Origin of the sequence: Falsigemmobacter intermedius (assembly GCF_004054105.1) — a bacterium.
Classification (GTDB): domain Bacteria; phylum Pseudomonadota; class Alphaproteobacteria; order Rhodobacterales; family Rhodobacteraceae; genus Wagnerdoeblera; species Wagnerdoeblera intermedia.
This window is the reverse complement of sequence record NZ_SBLC01000046.1, coordinates 1-17,772: the sequence shown is the minus strand read 5'-3', so window position 1 is coordinate 17,772 and position 17,772 is coordinate 1. Positions and strand designations below refer to the sequence as shown.

20 protein-coding genes and 1 pseudogene are annotated in these 17,772 nt (G+C 60.5%); 12 read left to right on the top strand and 9 right to left on the bottom strand.

Features of this window, described 5'->3' with window-relative positions; genetic code table 11:
- Positions 1-55: 55 nt before the first annotated feature.
- The 3 genes from EP867_RS17175 (at position 56) to EP867_RS17165 (ending at position 2,180) form a co-directional block, all read left to right on the top strand.
- On the top strand, positions 56-778 hold the full coding sequence (locus tag EP867_RS17175) for a type IV secretion system protein (protein ID WP_241656955.1): 723 nt from the start codon (positions 56-58) through the stop codon (positions 776-778).
- A gap of 88 nt (positions 779-866) precedes the next feature.
- Entirely contained in the window at positions 867-1,598 is a 732-nt protein-coding gene (locus EP867_RS17170) for a hypothetical protein (protein ID WP_128490690.1), read from the top strand.
- Between the two features lie 216 nt (positions 1,599-1,814).
- Positions 1,815-2,180 (top strand): hypothetical protein, encoded by a 366-nt coding sequence (locus EP867_RS17165; RefSeq protein ID WP_128490689.1) that lies wholly within the window; start codon positions 1,815-1,817, stop codon positions 2,178-2,180.
- Between the two features lie 275 nt (positions 2,181-2,455).
- Here EP867_RS17165 and EP867_RS17160 read toward each other — a convergent pair whose 3' ends face one another.
- Together EP867_RS17160 and EP867_RS17155 are read right to left on the bottom strand one after the other, a co-directional pair.
- A complete protein-coding gene (locus tag EP867_RS17160) occupies positions 2,456-3,088 on the bottom strand; it encodes a tyrosine-type recombinase/integrase (protein ID WP_128490688.1) in 633 nt (210 codons plus the stop codon).
- Between the two features lie 195 nt (positions 3,089-3,283).
- Positions 3,284-4,273: a quinone oxidoreductase family protein gene (locus tag EP867_RS17155; RefSeq protein WP_128490687.1), complete on the bottom strand. Its 990-nt coding sequence runs from the start codon at positions 4,271-4,273 to the stop codon at positions 3,284-3,286.
- Between EP867_RS17155 and EP867_RS17150 the strand changes: the two genes are divergently transcribed.
- On the top strand, positions 4,251-5,258 hold the full coding sequence (locus EP867_RS17150; protein ID WP_206616364.1) for a LysR family transcriptional regulator: 1,008 nt from the start codon (positions 4,251-4,253) through the stop codon (positions 5,256-5,258). The genes EP867_RS17155 and EP867_RS17150 overlap by 23 nt on opposite strands.
- A 284-nt stretch (positions 5,259-5,542) precedes the next feature.
- Here EP867_RS17150 and EP867_RS20325 read toward each other — a convergent pair.
- Together EP867_RS20325 and EP867_RS17145 are read right to left on the bottom strand one after the other, a co-directional pair.
- Positions 5,543-5,680 (bottom strand): annotated as a pseudogene (locus EP867_RS20325) (IS110 family transposase); the annotation flags it as partial.
- A 91-nt stretch (positions 5,681-5,771) separates the two neighbouring features.
- Positions 5,772-6,158, bottom strand: a complete 387-nt coding sequence (locus EP867_RS17145; protein ID WP_128490686.1) for a winged helix-turn-helix transcriptional regulator — start codon at positions 6,156-6,158, stop codon at positions 5,772-5,774.
- 130 nt (positions 6,159-6,288) lie between these two features.
- Between EP867_RS17145 and EP867_RS17140 the strand changes: the two genes are divergently transcribed.
- From EP867_RS17140 to EP867_RS17130, 3 genes are read left to right on the top strand one after another with little or no spacing between them, the layout of a single operon-like run.
- Positions 6,289-7,599, top strand: coding sequence for an NtaA/DmoA family FMN-dependent monooxygenase (locus EP867_RS17140; protein ID WP_206616363.1), 1,311 nt, complete (start codon positions 6,289-6,291; stop codon positions 7,597-7,599).
- 35 nt (positions 7,600-7,634) lie between these two features.
- A complete protein-coding gene (locus EP867_RS17135; RefSeq protein ID WP_206616362.1) occupies positions 7,635-8,396 on the top strand; it encodes an NADPH-dependent F420 reductase in 762 nt (253 codons plus the stop codon).
- Positions 8,397-8,408: 12 nt separating this feature from the next.
- Positions 8,409-9,155: an NADPH-dependent F420 reductase gene (locus EP867_RS17130; protein WP_128490684.1), complete on the top strand. Its 747-nt coding sequence runs from the start codon at positions 8,409-8,411 to the stop codon at positions 9,153-9,155.
- A 358-nt stretch (positions 9,156-9,513) separates the two neighbouring features.
- On the opposite strand, the gene EP867_RS17125 is transcribed toward EP867_RS17130, so the two are convergent.
- From EP867_RS17125 to EP867_RS17105, 5 genes are all read right to left on the bottom strand, one after another.
- Positions 9,514-10,800 carry a type II toxin-antitoxin system HipA family toxin gene (locus EP867_RS17125; protein WP_128490683.1) on the bottom strand — a complete coding sequence of 429 codons (1,287 nt, stop codon included), beginning with the start codon at positions 10,798-10,800 and terminating at the stop codon, positions 9,514-9,516.
- Position 10,801: 1 nt separating this feature from the next.
- The gene (locus tag EP867_RS17120; protein ID WP_128490682.1) at positions 10,802-11,071 is read right to left on the bottom strand and encodes a helix-turn-helix domain-containing protein; all 270 of its coding nucleotides are present in this window, start codon (positions 11,069-11,071) and stop codon (positions 10,802-10,804) included.
- Positions 11,072-11,462: 391 nt separating this feature from the next.
- The gene (locus EP867_RS17115; RefSeq protein WP_128490681.1) at positions 11,463-11,726 is read right to left on the bottom strand and encodes a hypothetical protein; all 264 of its coding nucleotides are present in this window, start codon (positions 11,724-11,726) and stop codon (positions 11,463-11,465) included.
- Between the two features lie 105 nt (positions 11,727-11,831).
- On the bottom strand, positions 11,832-12,224 hold the full coding sequence (locus EP867_RS17110; RefSeq protein ID WP_128490680.1) for a group III truncated hemoglobin: 393 nt from the start codon (positions 12,222-12,224) through the stop codon (positions 11,832-11,834).
- 41 nt (positions 12,225-12,265) lie between these two features.
- Positions 12,266-13,147 carry a VIT1/CCC1 transporter family protein gene (locus EP867_RS17105; RefSeq protein WP_322099040.1) on the bottom strand — a complete coding sequence of 294 codons (882 nt, stop codon included), beginning with the start codon at positions 13,145-13,147 and terminating at the stop codon, positions 12,266-12,268.
- A gap of 72 nt (positions 13,148-13,219) precedes the next feature.
- Between EP867_RS17105 and EP867_RS17100 the strand changes: the two genes are divergently transcribed.
- The 5 genes from EP867_RS17100 (at position 13,220) to EP867_RS17080 (ending at position 17,429) form a co-directional block, all read left to right on the top strand.
- Positions 13,220-15,175: a heavy metal translocating P-type ATPase gene (locus EP867_RS17100; RefSeq protein ID WP_128490679.1), complete on the top strand. Its 1,956-nt coding sequence runs from the start codon at positions 13,220-13,222 to the stop codon at positions 15,173-15,175.
- Positions 15,168-15,635: a universal stress protein gene (locus tag EP867_RS17095; protein WP_128490678.1), complete on the top strand. Its 468-nt coding sequence runs from the start codon at positions 15,168-15,170 to the stop codon at positions 15,633-15,635. The genes EP867_RS17100 and EP867_RS17095 overlap by 8 nt, the downstream gene beginning before the upstream one ends.
- Positions 15,632-16,012: a c-type cytochrome gene (locus EP867_RS17090; RefSeq protein WP_164888923.1), complete on the top strand. Its 381-nt coding sequence runs from the start codon at positions 15,632-15,634 to the stop codon at positions 16,010-16,012. The genes EP867_RS17095 and EP867_RS17090 overlap by 4 nt, the downstream gene beginning before the upstream one ends.
- A gap of 27 nt (positions 16,013-16,039) precedes the next feature.
- On the top strand, positions 16,040-16,813 hold the full coding sequence (locus tag EP867_RS17085; protein WP_128490676.1) for a glucose 1-dehydrogenase: 774 nt from the start codon (positions 16,040-16,042) through the stop codon (positions 16,811-16,813).
- A 169-nt stretch (positions 16,814-16,982) separates the two neighbouring features.
- On the top strand, positions 16,983-17,429 hold the full coding sequence (locus EP867_RS17080) for a universal stress protein (RefSeq protein WP_128490675.1): 447 nt from the start codon (positions 16,983-16,985) through the stop codon (positions 17,427-17,429).
- The last annotated feature ends 343 nt before the right edge of the window (positions 17,430-17,772 follow it).

Genomic DNA, 17,772 nt, shown 5'->3' with positions numbered 1-17,772 from the left:
CACCCTGTGCAAGAGCCGGCAGAAATGGACCGCCGCAACGGCGTGAGAGATACAGTTGCTAGTCGCCTCAGTCGGCGGATCCGGGGGCGACGCTGCTCACTTCGCCCACGAGTTTGACGATCTCATTTCTGAGTTCAGCAAGTACCTGAACGCCATCGGCAATAATCTCAGCTGGATGACCGGCGCCATTCTGGGTGGGCTGGGTCTCATCATGCTAAGCATGCTGGGATTTCTCACCGGTATCGTGCTGATTTTTGGCAAGATGATGCTGTCGCTTATGCTGGGCCTCGCGCCTCTGATGATCACCCTCTCGCTTTTTGATGCCACGAAGGACTATTTCCATCGTTGGATCTCGACCACCGTAAGCTACGCCTTCTACCCGGTGGTGATAGCGGCAATGTTCTCAACGGTCGTGGGCATGGCGAATGCTCTTCTCGACGAGCTCGGCGACCCGGAGTCGGCCACCAATATCGGGGCGCTGGTACCCTTCTTTGTCATGGTGTTTCTGGCGAAGGGATTTGTGGCGACAACCCCGATCATCGTCCGCGGGCTGTCCGGCAACTTCATGCTGGTCGCGGGGCCGGCGGTGGCTGCGGGGGCGGCAGGCTTGACGCGCGGTCTCGCCAAACAAGCCCGGGCGCGAAGCGGCGACCTGAGCGGCGCAGAGCTCGCCGGGCGCGCTATTGTTCACACGCCTGCAGCGGCGCGGGCAGCAGCCCTGAGCAGCGGCGCGCAAATCGCCCGCATAGCTGAACGCGCACGGCGGTTGGGACATTAAAATCCGGCACCCCCGGTCACAAACTTTGATCCGGGGTGCTGGATCTCCGCCTCCTCCCGCGGCAGGATCCGCAGCGAGGAGACACCCTATGATTGCCCTGAAACCGATCCCTGATGATCTTCCTGCCCTGCAAGGCTCTCCACTGATCCGGAGCATCCTTCTCCTCATGGCCTGGATCGAAGAGCACGGACCCATCCCGCTCACACCCTCAACGGCTTTTAAGCGGGTGTTCGTTGAATGGGCCGCGCATCACTTCGACTGGCCCGGCCATCGGCCCGAGGATCTCTACGCCGTCAACCGTGTGCTCAATGAGCAGGATTTTCTGCCACTCATGGTCATCCATGACCTGCTGCTCCAGATGAAGCTCGGTCGTCACTACAAGGGCAGCTTCCGGCTAACCAAAGCCGGGCAGGCGCTTGCCGGCCGTCCCGCCGCGCTCTTCTCTGAGATCCTGCCATGGTGGCTCACAGAATTTAATCACAGCGCGTTGTCGCGATTTGACGCTGCCGAGGCCCGTCCCGACTGGCGGATTTATCTGAATATTCTGAATGTCGAAGCCGAGGGCGGGGTCACAGGTGCCCGTTTACGGGAGATCTTCTGCGAAGACCCGACGGAGCGCGATCGGCCATCTTTTGATGACGGATCGCATGCGCTCTCGCTCCACGTTCTGCGGCCACTGGTCTGGATTGGGCTTCTCGATAAGATCAGCGGTAAGCCTCGGTATCAGTTGGAGAAGGCCGCCTATGTGAAAACGCCGCTATGGGAGGCGACATTGCTGCTGATGACGGACCCTTTGGTGCGGAAGCAAACGCGGCATTGAGCAGGCCAGAGGACAGCTTTGGGCGGAAAGCGGGCGTTCGATTTTCTGACGAGCATTGTGCAGCTGACGTCCAAGCCTGCTCCGTCCTTGATCAGAGCAGGCGGACGATCACACCAGAACGCTTGCAAGCATCACAGGCTGCCGCTCGCAGCTAGGGCGGCCTTGCTTAGGCATGGAACCTCGGGCAATCTAGATTGAGGCGAGACGGAGTTCGACATGGGCAAGGGCAGCTATTGGGGTGGATCAACCTTGGTGGGTCCGAGATCGGGCTGGTTCGGAGAACCCGACCCAAGGACCGAACGCGTGCATGCTGTTGGCCGGTCGGAGGGAGAGGCCGCGCGAGAGCGCCTCCGGAACAAGGAACGCCTGCAACAGGAAGAAATCCGCAAGTCCAACGACAAGATTGCCAACGGGTTGAGGCGGCATACGAAGAAGGTGGAGAAGGCGCGCGCCGCCTTAGCGGCACAAGAAGCTTCAGACCAACCCACCAAAGTCCTGCGCAGCAGGGAGGAGACTGAGGCACTGATGGCGAAGGTCGAGGTTGTCCGCAGGACCCCGAGGCGGGTCGTCAAAACGCCCTGAGACCCGCAACGATCAGCCGTTCTCGCTGCGCATCTGCGTCGGAAACCCTGGCCCGGGATGAGAAAAATAATCAGCCTGCGTGATGAGGTCATAGCCGACCTCTATAATGGAATGCTGCTGCGTTTTGTAGCTGACGGGAAGCGGCGCTCCCTGTCAGCTACAAATGGCAGGTAAGGGCCGACGGCGGCTTTCGGATATGCTGTTTAGCGGCAAGTGAAGGCACCGGTCGGCTGGCAAGGGCCGACCGGCACGCTTAGTGCCGATCGGCATTATGGTTACAGGTCGATCGCTTCCGACAGGGATAGTGCGTCCTCTATATCGACCCCGAGATAGCGCACCGTGCTATCCATTTTCGTGTGGCCGAGCAGCAGTTGGACGGCGCGCAGATTGCCGGTTTTCTTGTAAATCTGGGCAACCTTGGTGCGCCTCATCGAATGCGTTCCGTAGGCGCTAGCCTCGAGGCCGAGCGACGCGACCCAGCCGCGGACTATCCGAGCATACTGCCGTGTGGACAGGTGCAAACTGTCGTGAACCCGGCTTGGCCACAAGAATTCGCGCCCGGTCATTTCCGGGTTCCGGATCCAACGGTCCAAGGATTGGCGCGTCGTATCAGTGATCTCAAACCGGACAGGCTTTCCCGTCTTGCTCTGTGTCATCGAGGCACGCTCTTTAACGTGCCCAGCGACGAAGACATCTCGGACCCGCATGGCCACCAGGTCGCATCCTCGTAGCTTGCTGTCGATTGCCATGTTGAACAGCGCGAGATCACGGGCGCAGCCTGTCATTTCAAGCCGGACGCGGATCGACCAGACATGCCGGGGTAAAAGCGGCCGCTTTTGACCGACAATGCGCCCCTTATTCCAACTTACGCGGTTAGGCGTAAGGGCGGGAAGAAGATCGATGGACATGATAGCTCCTCCTGTCCACCACACCCGCCCTTCTTCGGTAACATCGACAAAGCAAGCATATCACTCTGAAGGCTCGGCGTCTGCCTCCATGCCAGAACCCATCCCTGCTATCGATCGGCTGGAAGGGGTCCGGGACCTCTCCTCGGCAAGGTCAAAAGATTGTGGCTTTGAGCCCAAAGCCGCCAGTCGCTCGTGTCAGGGCAACAAGACGACCGCGCCCGTCGTCCTGCGGCTTTCGAGATCGGCATGGGCCTGTGCGGCTTGCGCCAGTGGGTAGACACTCGGTTTCCCGGCAACGACGGTGCCATCTCTCATGGCGGAGAACAGACGTTCAGCCGCGCCCTCATATTCCGCGCGGTCCGCGGTGTAATGGGCGATCGAGGGGCGCGTGAGGAAGAGCGAGCCCTTCGCGCCAAGCATACCGACCGCCAAAGGTTCGACCGGCCCCGAGCTTTCCCCGAAGCTGACCAGCGTTCCGCGCGGTTGCAGGCAATCGAGCGAGCGCGTGAACGTATCCGCGCCGACCGAATCGTAGACGACCCGGACCCCCTTGCCGCCGGTGATCCGCATCACCTCGTCGCGGAAATCGTCGCGGCTGTAGACGATCGCATGATCGCATCCCTGCGCGCGGGCGATCCGTGCCTTTTCCTCGGTGCCGACGGTGCCGATCACGGTCACGCCAAGCGCCTTGAGCCACTGGCTGGCCAAGGAACCCACGCCCCCCGCCGCCGCGTGGAGCAATACCGTGTCGCCGGGCCGCAGGCTAATGCAGCGATTGGTCAGGTATTCGGCGGTCAGTCCCTTGAACACGCTTGCCGCGACCGTATCGCTGTCCAGGCCGGCGGGCACATGCAGCGCCCGCGCCGCCGGCAGGTTACGATGCGTCGCATACCCACCCGGCGGGCCGCCGACATAGGCCACCCGATCCCCGACCGCGAAGCCGGAGACCTCGGGTCCGACCATTGTGATCTCGCCCACGCCTTCCACGCCCAGGCCGTTCGGCAGCGGCAGTTTGGGGCCGAACACGCCCTTGCGTTGGTAGATGTCGATATAATTCACGCCGATGGCGGCATGGCGGATCTGGATCTCGCCCGGGCCGGGGGCGGACAGGCCGACATTGGAGAGCGACAGGACGTCTGGCCCTCCGTATTCGGAAAATCGGATGGCGGGGATGGTGTGGGTCATGGAAGGGATTCCTTTGCTTTCCAGCAAAATCCATCATGGCCTGCGTTCAGTCGACCCTTGTTTCCGGCTCCATGCTTTGCAAAAATGGAAAGCCATGGACTGGAACGATCTGAAGTACTTCCTCACGCTCGCGCAGGCGAAGTCGCTTTCGGCTGCCGCCGCTCGGCTAGGCACCAGTCCCTCGACGGTTTCCCGGCGGATCGAGGCGCTTGAACAGGCGCTGAAGGTGCGGCTGTTCCGCCCGCATCGCGATGGCTACAGCCTGACCGAGGCCGGGCAAAGCCTCGTTCCGGAGGCCGAGCAGGCGGGAACCCGGATGCGGGTTTTTGAGCGCAATGCACTGGAGGCCGGCGACGATCTGGCCGGAACGGTGCGGATCGAGGCGCCCGAGCTTCTGGGCCGGGACGTGCTGCTGCCCGCGCTGATCCGGTTCATGGAGGATTATCCCGCCATCCGCCTCGAATTGCGCAGTTCGGTCCAGCCCGTGCGGCTCGCCGCCGAAGAGGCGGATCTGGTCATCCGGCTGGTGCGCCCCGTCCGGGGCAATTATCGCCTGAGAAGGGTGGGCAAGATCCGCTTCGGGCTCTACGCCTCGGCGGATCATGTGGCGCGGCATGGCATCCCGGACCGGCCCGAGGATTTGCACCGGCACCGGGTCATCGGTTGGACGGAGGATTTCGCATTCCTCACCATGGCGGGCTGGCTTGCGGCCAACTGCCCCGGGCTTCGGCCATCGCTGCGCCTGACCTCCTTCACAGCGCAGGTGGAAGCGGTCGGCATGGATGCCGGCTGGGCTGTGTTGCCCGAGTTCATCGCCGTTCCTGCTGGTTTCCTGCCCGGGCTGGCCAGCTTGCCCCGTCTGGAATCCGATCTCTGGCTGCTCGCCCATGAGCAGTCTCTGGCTCTCCCACGGGTGCGGTTGGTGCGGGATCATATCGCCGGAATACTGAAGAACAGATTCCACGGCCCAAAGTCGGAGGACTGAAGGGCAGCTTTGTCCGCATGGCTGCCAGTTCCGCTCTCCAATAGGGAGGGCGGTTCTTTGAGTTAAGCGATGCTCCCGGCAGGTGTCTTGCTTCTCTCCGAAGTCGGCCTTGAGCCGCTTACATAATCGGGTCAGATGGTAAGGCATCCCAATCTTTTTTGCGGATTCATGGCTCAGAAGCGAGGCTCCTGGCCGTTTTCCAAAGCCCACACGGAGATTGCCTGCCCATCGTCCCTGCACGGGACAGCTATCTGCGCTTTACGGCGCAGACCTCATGGCTGGGATCAGGCAGAAGCCTGTTCTGGTTCCCAGCGATATTCCGTTCCATCAACCCACATGCGATGCAGGATAATCGCAAGTCGCCGTGCCACGGCGACAGTTGCTTTCGCAAAGCCTCGCCGCCACGCGACCGACTGCCCCCAGCTTTTCATTCCGCGACAAAGGCTACCCGGAACACCTGATAGCACAAGAACCCACCAAAAGGTGCGTAACCCCCCTGGCTGCTACTCTTGGTCAGGCTGCGGGCTGTTCGCCTGCAAACGGCTCGCCTTGCGCCTCACGCCGCAGAAAGGCCCAATCGACCAGGGCTTCGATCGCCGAGCCAAGCGCAAGGCCCATGTCGCTTAGGGCATACTCCACTCGAGGTGGAACCTCCGGATAGACCTTTCGAGTGACGATGCCGTCCTTTTCCAGCTCCTTGAGTTGCTGGATGAGCATCTTCTGGTTCACGCCTTCGACGCGACGCTCCAGTTCGGAAAAGCGCAGCGGTGCCTTCGCGGCAAAGAGCTGAACGATGATAACGATCTTCCACTTGCCTTCCAGAACCCGCAGGGTCTCGCTTGAGGCCGCAGCCCAGACAAGTTGCTGTTTGGGGTCTTCGCACCGCCAGTCGCGCTTCATGAACTTACTCCGTGGTGGGTTACCCACTTTTTGGTGGGTTCTTGTGCTTTGGTCTCTTGCTCCTCAACTAGCTCCCTGGCAGCAGATTTGTAAGAGGCGGCGTCGCCGTTCGACCATGAGCAAGAGACAAATGATCATCGGCATGCATCTGGGAAACGGCTACGGCTCGCAACCTGGAGCATGGCGCATGGCTGGCGTGGACCCGCGAAGCTATACAAGCTTTGATGCAAAGGTCCGTCAGGCAAAGGCGGCCGAGCGCGGCAAGTTCCAGTTCCTGTTCCTGCCGGATGGCCCCAGCCAGGTGGTCGACGTTGACGAGGAAGCCCCGAACTTCAACCTCGACGTCATGCTCACGCTGGCCGCAGTTGCCCGCGAGACCAGCCGGATCGGGCTGGTCGCGACCGGCTCCACGACATTCAATGAGCCCTACAACCTTGCTCGCCAGTTCAAGGCCCTCGACCTCATGAGCCATGGGCGCGCCGGATGGAACGCAGTCACGTCCAGCGGCGAGGATGTTGCCGCAAATTATGGTCAACGGCTTCCCTCAAGCGCCAAACGCTATGGGCGGGCGCATGAAACTGTCCAGCTGGTGCAGGCCCTGTGGGGCAGCTGGGGGCAGGACGCCTGGGTGCATGACCAAACGAGCGGCCGGTTCGCAAACAGGGAGAAAATCGCGCCGATCAACCTGCACGGCGACTTCGTCGCATCGCGTGGGCCGCTCTACATCCCGCCGTCTGAGCAGGGCCAGCCAGTCATCTTCCATGCCGGAGGCAGCCCTAACGCCCATGAGCTGGCCGGGCGCTACGCCAGCGCCGTCATTGGCGCGAGCTTCACGATCGAGGACGCACGCGCACAACGCACTGCCTTCCGGAATGCAGCCGAACGCGCCGGACGCGATCCCGACGAAATCAAGTATATTCCCGGCCTGATGACGACGATCGCCACCGACCGGCGTGCGGCTCTGGATCGCCGTATTGCGATGACCGAGCGGCTTTTCCCGCAACGGGTGAATTACCTGCAGCAGATGTTGGGAGTTCGGCTTGATTCCACCCGGCTCGACAGGCCGCTCTCTCGCGAGCAGCTGGCTGCGGCCAGTCCGTCGCCGCGCGATCCGCGCTCGGCTCATGCTCTGGCGATCGCCCGCGAGGGATGGAGCCTGCGTGACGTGCTGGCCCATGGCGTGATCGATTATCATCCGGTGATCGTGGGACCGGCGATTGAAGCAGCGGACCACATGCAGGCCTGGTTCGAAGCTGGCGCGGCAGACGGCTTCTGGATCTCTCCTGATGTCTACGAGGACGGGATCGACGCCTTTGTGGATGGCGTGGTCCCTATCCTGCAGGAGCGCGGGCTCTTTCACCGGGATTACGAGGGCACCACGCTACGCGACCATCTTGGCGCTCCGGCCCAATATGGGCTCGATCCCCGCGTCAGCCGCTAATGCGGCACCCATTAGCACTAATGAAGAAGAAAGGAATGATCATGAAGATCGGCATTATCGGCACCGGAAACATCGGTGGGACGCTTGCGCGCAAGCTGCGCAGCGCCGGTCACGACATCCGCCTTGCCAACTCGCGAGGCATCGAGGGCGTTCGCGCGGTGGCAGATGAGATCGGCGCAGAACCTGTTGACGTCAGGGGCGCGGTCGACGGCGTGGACGCGGTGATCCTGTCGATCCCGTTTCCGGCCATTGCTGAGCTGCCCGAGGATCTGTTTGCTGGCCTGCCTGCAGGCGTGCCGGTGATAGATACGGGTAACTACTATCCTGGTATGCGGGACCCCAATATCCCGGAGATCGACGAGGGAATGGTCGAAAGCCTCTGGGTGTCCCGGCAAATCGGCCGCCCGGTCATCAAGGCCTTCAACAATATTCTGGCCCATTCCCTGGCCGAACTGGGCCGGCCGGAAGGAGCAAGCGATCGCCTCGCCGTGGCGGTGGCCGGAGACGATCCGCAGGAAAAGTCTCTGGCCTGCGTCTTGGTCAACGAGGTGGGGTTCGATCCCGTTGATGCGGGAGAGCTGGCCCAGTCATGGCGCCAGCAGCCCTCGACGCCGGCGTATTGCTGCGACTGGAATGCCGAGGAGATGCGCCATGCACTGGCAGCCGCAGTTCCGGGCAAAGCGCCCGCAACGCGGGATCGCATGATGCACACATACGCGGCCTTGGGCGCGAGCCCAACGCATGCCGACATCGTCGCATCGAACCGCATCACGAATGCACCCGACACAAAAGCCTGAAAGGAAACAAACATGAAAATCGGCATTCTCGGCACAGGTCACATCGGCAAGACGCTGGTGAAAGAACTGAGTGCGGCTGGCCACGACGTGAAGGTCGCCAACTCGCGCGGACCGGAGACGATCGAGGCGGACCTGCTGTCGGGTGGCGCACAGGCGGTGACCACGCAGCAGGCATTGCGCGACGTTGAGGTGATCATCCTCTCCATTCCCCTCAACCGCATCCCCGAGATCGCGCCACTGATCGCGGCTGTTCCGGAGGAGACGGTGGTGATCGACACGTCGAACTATTACCCTCATCGCGATACTCGGATCGAGGCAATTGAAGCCGGGCAAGTGGAGAGCCTGTGGGTGGTCGAGCAACTGGGCCGGCCTATCGCGAAGGCATGGAACGCCATCGGGTCTGCTTCCTTCGCAACCAAAGGCAAGCCCAAGGGTGCACCGGGGCGCATTGCCATCCCAGTTGCCGCCGACCGGGATCGGGACCGGAAGGTGGCGATGGCTCTGGTCGAGGATACGGGGCTTGATGCTTTTGACGCGGGCACCCTGGCCGAGTCCTGGCGTCAGCAGCCGGGCGCACCGGTTTACACCACCGACCTGTCGCTCGAAGAGATCGGTGCCGCCCTCTCTGCAGCCGAAAAAGCGCGCTTGCCCAAGCGGCGGGATCTCAGCGTCGCCGTGATCCAGGAGCGTGTCGGAGACGGGACCACCAATCCTGACGCGGAGTGGGGAGTCCGACTGGTCCGCGCCATCAACATGTAGGCTACTCTCTTGAGGGAGAGCGAGTTATCAGACGTTTCCGCCCGACCTGAACAAGGCCGGGCGGACGTAGTTGTGAAATCTGGCACAGTGGACTGGTTCGGAAGCGCTCAGAGACAATCAGTGGTTCCGGGTCGAATAGCCGAATGACCGCTATCTCCCGGACCTCTGCACCTGCGAAGGGTTCTTATGCTTCTGCAGCGAATGACCGGTTGGTCCGCACAGCCGACCCTCGCGACGCCTGCCGTGTGGGTTAAGCCTGAGCGGTAGCTTTTGGGAATACTGCATAGCAGCGCCAGAACGCGCCGACCGGCAGGTATGGGCCGAAAGCGAAACATGCCAGCGCACCTCGATCTGTGTCTCATTTGCCCAAATGCGCTGAGACCCAAGCCGCAGGGTCGGGCTCGGTTGTCTTCAGCCCGTAACGGATATGCCCTGTCCGCTTCCGGATTTCGTCACGGCAAAGCTCTGCCATAGCGCGGCCTTCAGGATACATCGCCGCAATATCAGCCACCGCCCGATCCAGCGCGGCCTCCACCTCATCACACATGCGGCCCACCAGCCGCAAAAGGGCCGGGGCACCAAGGCCACACAAAAGCGCTTCGCGCTGCCAGTGGCGACCGAGCAGGTAATCTCCGTCGCGTTTGGTGGCGACCGACATCGCGAGATACCTGGTAATTCGCGGCCAGACTGGCGCGCACATCACATCGTAAATCGGGCTGAGCTGAACAGTGCCGCCGCCCTGAATCAACAGCGAGTAATTCTTGGCGTGTGCATCCGTATTGCAGACGAGGATATTAAAGATCACGTGCCGCAGCATCGGGATCACACCGGCAATCCCCACACTTTGCCGCGTCGCGGAAATCAGATCGCGGATGCGCGGCCCCGGCCTGTTTCGGCCGTTCTTCTCGTATTTCATAGAGGGGAAATGACCCAGTGCCTGACAGAAGTCTTCCTGGTGAAGACGGCGCCACTTCTCACCCTCATTGACCCGATCATAGCGCGCGATCAGCAAAAATCGACGCCGCCCCGCCTGGCCGATGCGTATATCGGGGACGTCGAGACCCACATGACGCGCCAGCCGCAGGCAAAAAGCCTCGTTAGCGACTGTTCCCCAGAGCCTGTCGGTATCGGGTTTCAAAATCCAGGTTGAGGGTGATCCGTTAAGCGGGATTGCAACCTTCCCCTCAGCGTCGAGATGCACACCAATTTTGGTCTGCACGCCCGCAAGCGACATGGAAACACCCTCATCCCCCGCCAAAAAGGGCTTCGAGGGCAGCTCTTCGATGATGCGCTCAAGCGCCTCCTCGCTGTCGACGGCTCTGTAATGCATATTCGCTGTGCCACGTTCAGCAAACGACAGCGCACCCGAGGTGTCGCGGCCAATCTCAGCCAGAATCCCCAGGGCATCTGCTTTGCCCACACCGGTCAGCCGCGCAACGGCTTCCAGATTATCTTCCTCAGGCAGCAGATTCACGATCCAGGGCAGAACCACGTCCGGAGTATAAGGTTCGGCCCGCAGTGGCATGCGGGTGGAAACCGGAAAGGCACCCCGCAGGCTTAGCCATTCGCGGTGATAAACAAGGCCAGGCCCCAGATCTCCAGGCAGCAGCTCGGCCACAGGGCGGGTTTCAAAATAGATCTGCATGTTACGGCTCGAGCGAGGGCGGCAGCGCCTCTGCAGCTTGAGTCCGCGCAGGGCCCTGGGCTGAGATCGTTGGATAGATCCCCAGAAGACCCGCGATCATCAGCGCCGGTCCAATCCGCGCCGTTGGCTTGCCAGCCTCTAGCTCAATCAGATAGCGCCGCCCAACACCCGTCGAGAGCACAATGTCCTCCTGACGCAGCCCCAACTCGCGCCGCCGCTCGCGGATCATACGACCAAAAGCTTGAGCCTCGGCAGCCCCGGTGACAGACATGTCCAGCCTCTTATTCCCGTTCGGGAACTTGTAGCAGGTTTCGGCTGTGAACGCCACAAATATTCCCGATTGGGAACATATACTCTGATAAAGGTGGTAATCGACAAAAAGATACCGTTCGGGAATATTGATTTCGAGTGTGTGGACCGCCGCAACGGCGTGAGAGATACAGTTGCTAAGATCTGTCGGGCGGTTCAGAAATCTGGCTGACTCCAATTTTCAGACAAAGATCTCATGATCATCGCTGAACAGAGCTAAGATTTTTTGCAACCGCGTCATATTTCGTATTCTCCCGAAGGCAGGACATTCCTGAGGCTGATTGTCTTCACCGGCACTCCCCTTGTAAAGGGTGTGGTACTTCGATGCCTCTTTTGCAAGTTTTGTAATTATTTCAGGTCCGACTGGAATTTCGTTGGAAATCACGAAACCAGTCCTCCAGACCTTCATAGAAACCGTGGAGAGATTTTGCCATGACCGAGGGCTTGTTCTTACCGTCCGGAATGAAGATAAATCCCCCGCCCTTCAGCGCTTGCCACTCCCCTAAAGACGTGCTGTTCCCGCTCAGCACATGACCAAAATCTTTCTCAGGATAACCCCGTAAGGTCACTATTCGACCAGTTGTCACAGCTGTCATTCTTTCAGAAATCGCAGCCATACGGTCCGTAATGAATTCTGAAAGACTGTGCTGCCGTTTACGTTCTCTGTCGGGAGAAAACTCGTTCTATAAGTCTTGAAAATATCTCTTTGGGAGGAAACCGTTCTAAAAGCGCAACTTTGGTGGACCCGGCTTATGGGAAAGCCCATAGCGCAAGCCCCGGCCAATCCGGTGTGCGAGCGCCGACCAGGACTTAGCGGTGGCAACGGGAAGGGTTCTCTGCAGGACGGCGTCAAAAAGTTCCAGCCAGACCGGGAACATCTCCTCCCGGATATCGCCGGCAGCTCTGTGTACAGACAGAGGGTTACCCTCATAGGCCCGTTCTAACAGAATGGCATGTTTCCAAAAAGATGCGATCTTAGCCTCATGCGAAGGCCAGTCGCTCACATGTTTCGCAAATATTGGAGCCAACGAGGGATTTTTGCGGATTTCCCGGTAAAATTCAGCAACCACGCAGTCGATCTCCGGGCCGGTGATCTCAAACCGTTTCAAGCTCATGTCTCGATCCTTTCAAGGCACGCTACCGCGTCCGATACCGATCAGACTTCAACCCCAAAGATTTTGCCAATGACGGCCGTCACGGCCATGGCCGCCCCGCCCCAGAAGACGACACGAAGGGTCGGGCGCAGAAATTTCGCGCGCCCCGCCCAGGCGCCAAGCATGCCAAGAACCGCAAGAGCGAGCAGCGTGGTAAGCGTCACGACCAGTGCGACCTGTTCCGCAGGGGAGAGTACGGCTGCGACCATCGGAACTGCACCTGCCAGAGTGAAGGTCAACCCTGAAGCAAGGGCAGCCTGCAGCGGGTTGGCGCTGTGCACCTCTGAAAGACCAAGCTCATCGCGCACATGTGCGTCAAGCGCATTATTTTCGGTTAACTCCCTCGCCACCAAGGCAGCCGTCTGCACAGAAAGCCCCCGGCCTTCCCAGATCGAAGCGAGTTCGATTTCCTCGGCATCTGGCATGTCGCGCAGTGCGACAGCCTCCCGAGCGATATCAGCCTGCTCAATATCAGCTTGAGAGCTGACTGAGACATATTCCCCGGCGGCCATTGACATGGCTCCGGCAGCCAATCCGGCAGCTCCGGCGATCAACACGGCTGAGGTGGACGGATTTGCCATCGCAACCCCGACGATCAGCGAAGAAATCGAGATTATACCGTCATTCGCACCGAGTACGGCCGCCCGCAGCCAGCCACTGCGATTGACGAAATGCACTTCTTCATGCGCAGACTGATAACTGTTCAACTCCATGCTCCGACCAGGATGACTCAGCCCTTCTGCGGCTAAGCTTGAGCTTACGCTTCTTCTGACGTTTGACCAGAGCAGAGTTGCTACCCTGCGGGTGGCGATGCGCGATCGGTCCCGGCCGTTTCCTCCTCCGGAAAGTTTTGAGAGTTTTATGCCTAATTTGATCCGCATCATAGACCTGCCTCTGCAGAGGCGTAGACTGACCTCGTGATATGCAGTGCTACACCCGAGAAGGGGGACTTTTTTATGCCTGACGGCACGAGCCTAACTGAGCGTCTGATGCTGCCGTTGACGATGATTTCCGTCTGCGGAATGGCCATGGCTGCACTTGATGCCTTCGCGATCTCCGGCGCCGGCGGTAGCCTTGGGCTTTGGCTGGTTTATCTCGCGGCAGGATTGCCCACCGGTCTGCGTGCCCTCAGCGCACTCTGGCGTGAGCGGGTGTTTGACATTGATCTGCTCATGATTATCGCCGCACTCGCGGCTCTGGCGGTCGGCGCACCGCTGGAGGGGGCAGTGCTTCTGACACTCTTCAGCATCTCAGGCACTCTGGAGCATCGCGCCATGGGCCGTGCGAGGCGGGCTATTGAGGCACTGATGGCGCTTCGGCCAGAGACGGCGCTGCGACTGAGAGGGGACGGGGCAACCGAAGAGGTCCGGGTGGCCGATCTGCGCCCCGGGGACCGGCTTGTGCTGCGACCGGGCGCCCGGGTGCCCGTGGACGGACTTTTACTCAATGGCGAAGGCGCGGTGGATGAGGCGACGATCACCGGAGAGTCCATGCCTGTCAGCAAAGCGCCCGGCACGAAGCTCTTTGAGGCGACGGTAAATCTCAACGCCGTGCTGATCATGGAGGCGACCGCCACCTCCGCAACCAGCACAGTTGCGCGGATGATTGCCATGGTGACCGAAGCCCAGGCGGCCCGCGCCCCCTCTGAGACCTTCAGTGCCTGGTTCGGCCAGCGTTATACCATAGCTGTTCTGGCCGCTGCGCTGCTCGCTTTTCTGGCGCAGTTGCTTCTCGGTTATCCGCTATCCGAGGCTCTTTACCGTTCGGCAGTCCTTTTGGTAGCGGCAAGCCCCTGTGCAGTGGTGATCTCCGTCCCGGCGGCGATCCTTTCGGCTTTGGCCGCGGCCGCGCGGGGAGGCGTTCTGTTCAAAGGTGGCGCCGCTCTTGAGGCCCTGGCCGATGTGAAAAGCTTTTCCTTTGATAAGACAGGCACACTGACCACCGGAACGGCGGAAGTCACAGACATCGACGCGACCATCGGGCAGGACCGCATGCTCTCGCTTCTGGCAGGCCTTGAAGCCCAGTCCGAGCATCCCATCGCCGCTGCTATCCGCCGCCGCGCGGCAGCTGACGGGCTTACCCCTGCGGAAGTGCGCGGTGTCGTCACCCACCCCAGCGAGGGAATTACCGGCGTGGATGAGGACGGTGCAGTCTGGGCAGGGAACCAGCGGATGTTGGAACGAATGGGGGCGACGGCCACAACACCCGGCGCGCTGCGCCTGAAAAATTCCGCACAGACCGTGACCTGGATTGGCCGAGGCAATCGGCTCCTTGGCGGCGTTACCGTGGCAGACCGGCCACGGACGGGCTCCGCTGCAGGCCTTTCGCAACTGCGGGCGGCTGGGGTGCACCATCTCGCGCTGATGACCGGCGATCGACGTGCGGTGGCACTTCGGATCGGGCGGGAGCTTGGCTTTTCCGAAGCTGAGATCCACTCCGATCTTCTGCCCGAAGACAAGGTGCGCCTCGTTGGCGATTTAGCGGAAAAGGGCCGTACTGCCTTTGTGGGCGACGGGGTCAATGATGCCGCCGCCCTCGCCCGTGCCGATGTCGGGATCGCCATGGGAGTTGCGGGAAGCGAGGTTGCCCTTCAAGCCGCCGATGTTGCTTTGCTGGCCGAAGATATGACCCGCCTTGCCGCCGCAAGAAAACTTGCGCAGCGCACAAAGCGCATCATCAGGCAAAACCTTATATTTGCGCTTGGAATGATGGCGCTTCTGGTCATCTCGGCGCTCTTTTTTGAACTGCCCTTGCCGCTGGCGGTGATCGGTCATGAAGGCGGCACGGTTCTGGTAGTCCTGAACGGGCTTCGTCTGCTCGCAGACCCCATCCGCAGCGATCATAGCCTCAGGAAGCGGCCGGTTCTCTCTTCGCTCTTCACCCGCCAGTCACAGGAGGTCGGAAATGTATAAGCATATTCTCATTACAACGGACGGGTCCGACATAGCCACACATGGAGTCGAGCATGGTCTCGCCCTCGCCGCCGCTACGGGTGCGAGGGTGATATTTCTCTCCGTCACCGCCCCGTATCCCATCATGGCCAGTCTGACGAGCGTGCGCGGCTACGCCACCGCTGAAATGATCCAGGACTATGAAGACCGTCAGCAGGAGGCCGCGCGACAGATCCTGCAGACGTGTATTGCGACAGCGGCGCGGTTGGGCGTCAACGCCTCTGCGCTGCATATTCCCGATGCCCATCCGGCCGAGGCCATTCTTCGCACTGCCCGTGAGAAGGGATGCGATCTGATCTGCATGGCCTCACATGGAAGGCGCGGGATGAAACGGCTCGTGCTCGGCAGTCAGGCGGCCGAAGTCGTTTCCCAAGCGGAGATCCCTGTACTCATCGTACGTTCAGAAAGGGATCCGAAGTGAAACTGCCCCTGTTACTCATCCATCCGTTCCCGCACAGGCTGTTGCTCTCCCTTCGCCTCATTGCGGCCTGCCTCCTCATCATTTCGCCTCTTCATACAGCCGCTCAAACTTCTGAAGAAAGCGCGCAGATCGCCAGGGGTTATGAGTACGTCCTGAAAAACTGCGCTGGTTGTCATTCAACAGAGGCCGAAGGGGAGAGTCTTCACATCGATGCACCACCCTTTCGACTGATCGGGCGACTTTATCCGATCGATCACCTTGGTGAGGCTTTTGCGGAAGGCGCTGCGGTCGGTCACCTCGACATGCCGGAGTTTGAAATTCTGGAACCGCAGCAGATCGAAGACCTGCTCGCCTGGATGAAGTCGGTCCAGCAGTAACCTTTTCCCGCCTCAGGAGGGCCATGTATGCAACGTTTTGCAGAGAAAGTGATCATCATTACGGGTGCTGCCTCGGGCCTTGGTCTTGCCACGGCGCAAAGGCTGGCCTCGGAAGGCGCAAAGCTTGTTCTGGTCGATCTGAGCGATCCCGCCCTTGCCGCGGCGCGTGACACCCTGCCCGGGGAGACTGAACTGCTCCTGATCCAGGCGGATATCGCTCAGGAAGCGCAGGTAAAGAGCTATGTTGCACGAACTCTGGAGCGTTTCGGAAGGATAGACGGATTTTTCAACAACGCCGGCATTGAGGGCCGTCAGGACCTGACCGAAGATTTCGGCGCGGATGAGTTCCGCCGAGTGTTGTCAGTCAACCTCGACGGTGTGTTCTACGGCATGGCGGAGGTGCTGAAGGTGATGCGCCGACAGGGCAGCGGCGCGATCGTCAACTGCGCGTCTGTCGGCGGGATCCGCGGCGTCGGCCGCCAGTCCGGCTATGCAGCCAGCAAACATGGCGTGGTCGGACTGACCCGCAACAGTGCGGTCGAATATGGCGAATACGGAATCCAGATCAATGCCATAGCCCCAGGTGCGATTATGACGCCCATGGTGGAGGCTTCGCTGCGTCAAATGGGCGGGGATGACTGGGCGCGGGTCGGGCGTGAATTTGTAAAGCCGAATCCTATGCGCCGCTTTGGTCGCCCCGAAGAGGTCGCGGCCCTCACCGCCTTCCTGCTCTCAGGCGAAGCCGGGTTCATTAATGGTACAGTGATCGAAATTGATGGGGGACAGTCCAACAAATACTGACATCTTCATGGCACAAGTGCTTAGGAAGGGTTGCGCCCAGCGGCTCTTTTGCCTCCAAGCCCCCCTTTTGCAGCGCAGCCTGACAGACCTGATCTGCATCCCCCGGCAATCCTGCATACTCCCGGGCCAGAGAATTTGCCCGAAAGCTGTAAACACCAGGAGAACTTTCATGTATCATCATATTCTTATCACCACCGATGGCTCGGAGCTGGCACGGCAGGGCGTGGACCATGGGCTCGCTTTGGCCGCCGCAGTCGGGGCTCAGGTTACGCTCCTTACCGTCACGCCGCCCTATCCAATCATCACCGGCATGATGGGTGAAGGTGCCTATACCCCCGCCCGTGTTCTGGAGGATTATGACACTGCGCAGCGCGAGCAGGCAGAGACGGTGCTCAAGGCCGCCAAAGCTTCTGCAAGCGCCGATCTGACGCTCCGCACTCAGCACATCTCGAATGCGCAGCCTGCCGACGCAATTATCGGCGCGGCCAAGGAGTTTGGCTGCGATCTGATCTGCATGGCGTCACACGGAAGGCGCGGTATCCGACGGATTCTTCTTGGAAGCCAGGCCTCGCAGGTTGTGTCGCAATCCCCGGTGCCGGTTCTGATTGTACGCTGATTCGCACAGGCTGCCGCCACTGAGAGCAGACGGCAGCCCCACGGCATTTCTCCTGTTTAACTTAAGTCGAGACATAGCATTGCCCCCTGCACCATTCGCATTCGGCGTTGGTCATGCCTAAGCCGTCTTGAAGTGGCTCGGTTTGTCTGAACAGGTTCTCGGATTTTCTAAGTGTATTTCTGCCTTATTTAGGCCGCTACCGCTTCGGGTAGAGGTGGTCGCACGAATTCGGACCAGGAGCTAAGCTTTAGCGCCTGAGGAGACTCTGATGTTGTAACCGCCCCCGACGGCATCTTTGTGCCAAGGTGGGATCGTCACAATCCATTAGGGAGGCGGTCATGTC

Coding starts and splice junctions, on each gene's coding strand:
- EP867_RS17170 (WP_128490690.1), top strand. CDS start 867: ATGATTGCCCTGAAACCGATCCCTGATGATCTTCCTGCCCTGCAAGGC.
- EP867_RS17165 (WP_128490689.1), top strand. CDS start 1,815: ATGGGCAAGGGCAGCTATTGGGGTGGATCAACCTTGGTGGGTCCGAGA.
- EP867_RS17160 (WP_128490688.1), bottom strand. CDS start 3,088: ATGTCCATCGATCTTCTTCCCGCCCTTACGCCTAACCGCGTAAGTTGG.
- EP867_RS17150 (WP_206616364.1), top strand. CDS start 4,251: ATGGCGGGGATGGTGTGGGTCATGGAAGGGATTCCTTTGCTTTCCAGC.
- EP867_RS17155 (WP_128490687.1), bottom strand. CDS start 4,273: ATGACCCACACCATCCCCGCCATCCGATTTTCCGAATACGGAGGGCCA.
- EP867_RS17145 (WP_128490686.1), bottom strand. CDS start 6,158: ATGAAGCGCGACTGGCGGTGCGAAGACCCCAAACAGCAACTTGTCTGG.
- EP867_RS17140 (WP_206616363.1), top strand. CDS start 6,289: ATGATCATCGGCATGCATCTGGGAAACGGCTACGGCTCGCAACCTGGA.
- EP867_RS17135 (WP_206616362.1), top strand. CDS start 7,635: ATGATCATGAAGATCGGCATTATCGGCACCGGAAACATCGGTGGGACG.
- EP867_RS17130 (WP_128490684.1), top strand. CDS start 8,409: ATGAAAATCGGCATTCTCGGCACAGGTCACATCGGCAAGACGCTGGTG.
- EP867_RS17125 (WP_128490683.1), bottom strand. CDS start 10,800: ATGCAGATCTATTTTGAAACCCGCCCTGTGGCCGAGCTGCTGCCTGGA.
- EP867_RS17120 (WP_128490682.1), bottom strand. CDS start 11,071: ATGTCTGTCACCGGGGCTGCCGAGGCTCAAGCTTTTGGTCGTATGATC.
- EP867_RS17115 (WP_128490681.1), bottom strand. CDS start 11,726: ATGGCTGCGATTTCTGAAAGAATGACAGCTGTGACAACTGGTCGAATA.
- EP867_RS17110 (WP_128490680.1), bottom strand. CDS start 12,224: ATGAGCTTGAAACGGTTTGAGATCACCGGCCCGGAGATCGACTGCGTG.
- EP867_RS17105 (WP_322099040.1), bottom strand. CDS start 13,147: ATGATGCGGATCAAATTAGGCATAAAACTCTCAAAACTTTCCGGAGGA.
- EP867_RS17100 (WP_128490679.1), top strand. CDS start 13,220: ATGCCTGACGGCACGAGCCTAACTGAGCGTCTGATGCTGCCGTTGACG.
- EP867_RS17095 (WP_128490678.1), top strand. CDS start 15,168: ATGTATAAGCATATTCTCATTACAACGGACGGGTCCGACATAGCCACA.
- EP867_RS17085 (WP_128490676.1), top strand. CDS start 16,040: ATGCAACGTTTTGCAGAGAAAGTGATCATCATTACGGGTGCTGCCTCG.
- EP867_RS17080 (WP_128490675.1), top strand. CDS start 16,983: ATGTATCATCATATTCTTATCACCACCGATGGCTCGGAGCTGGCACGG.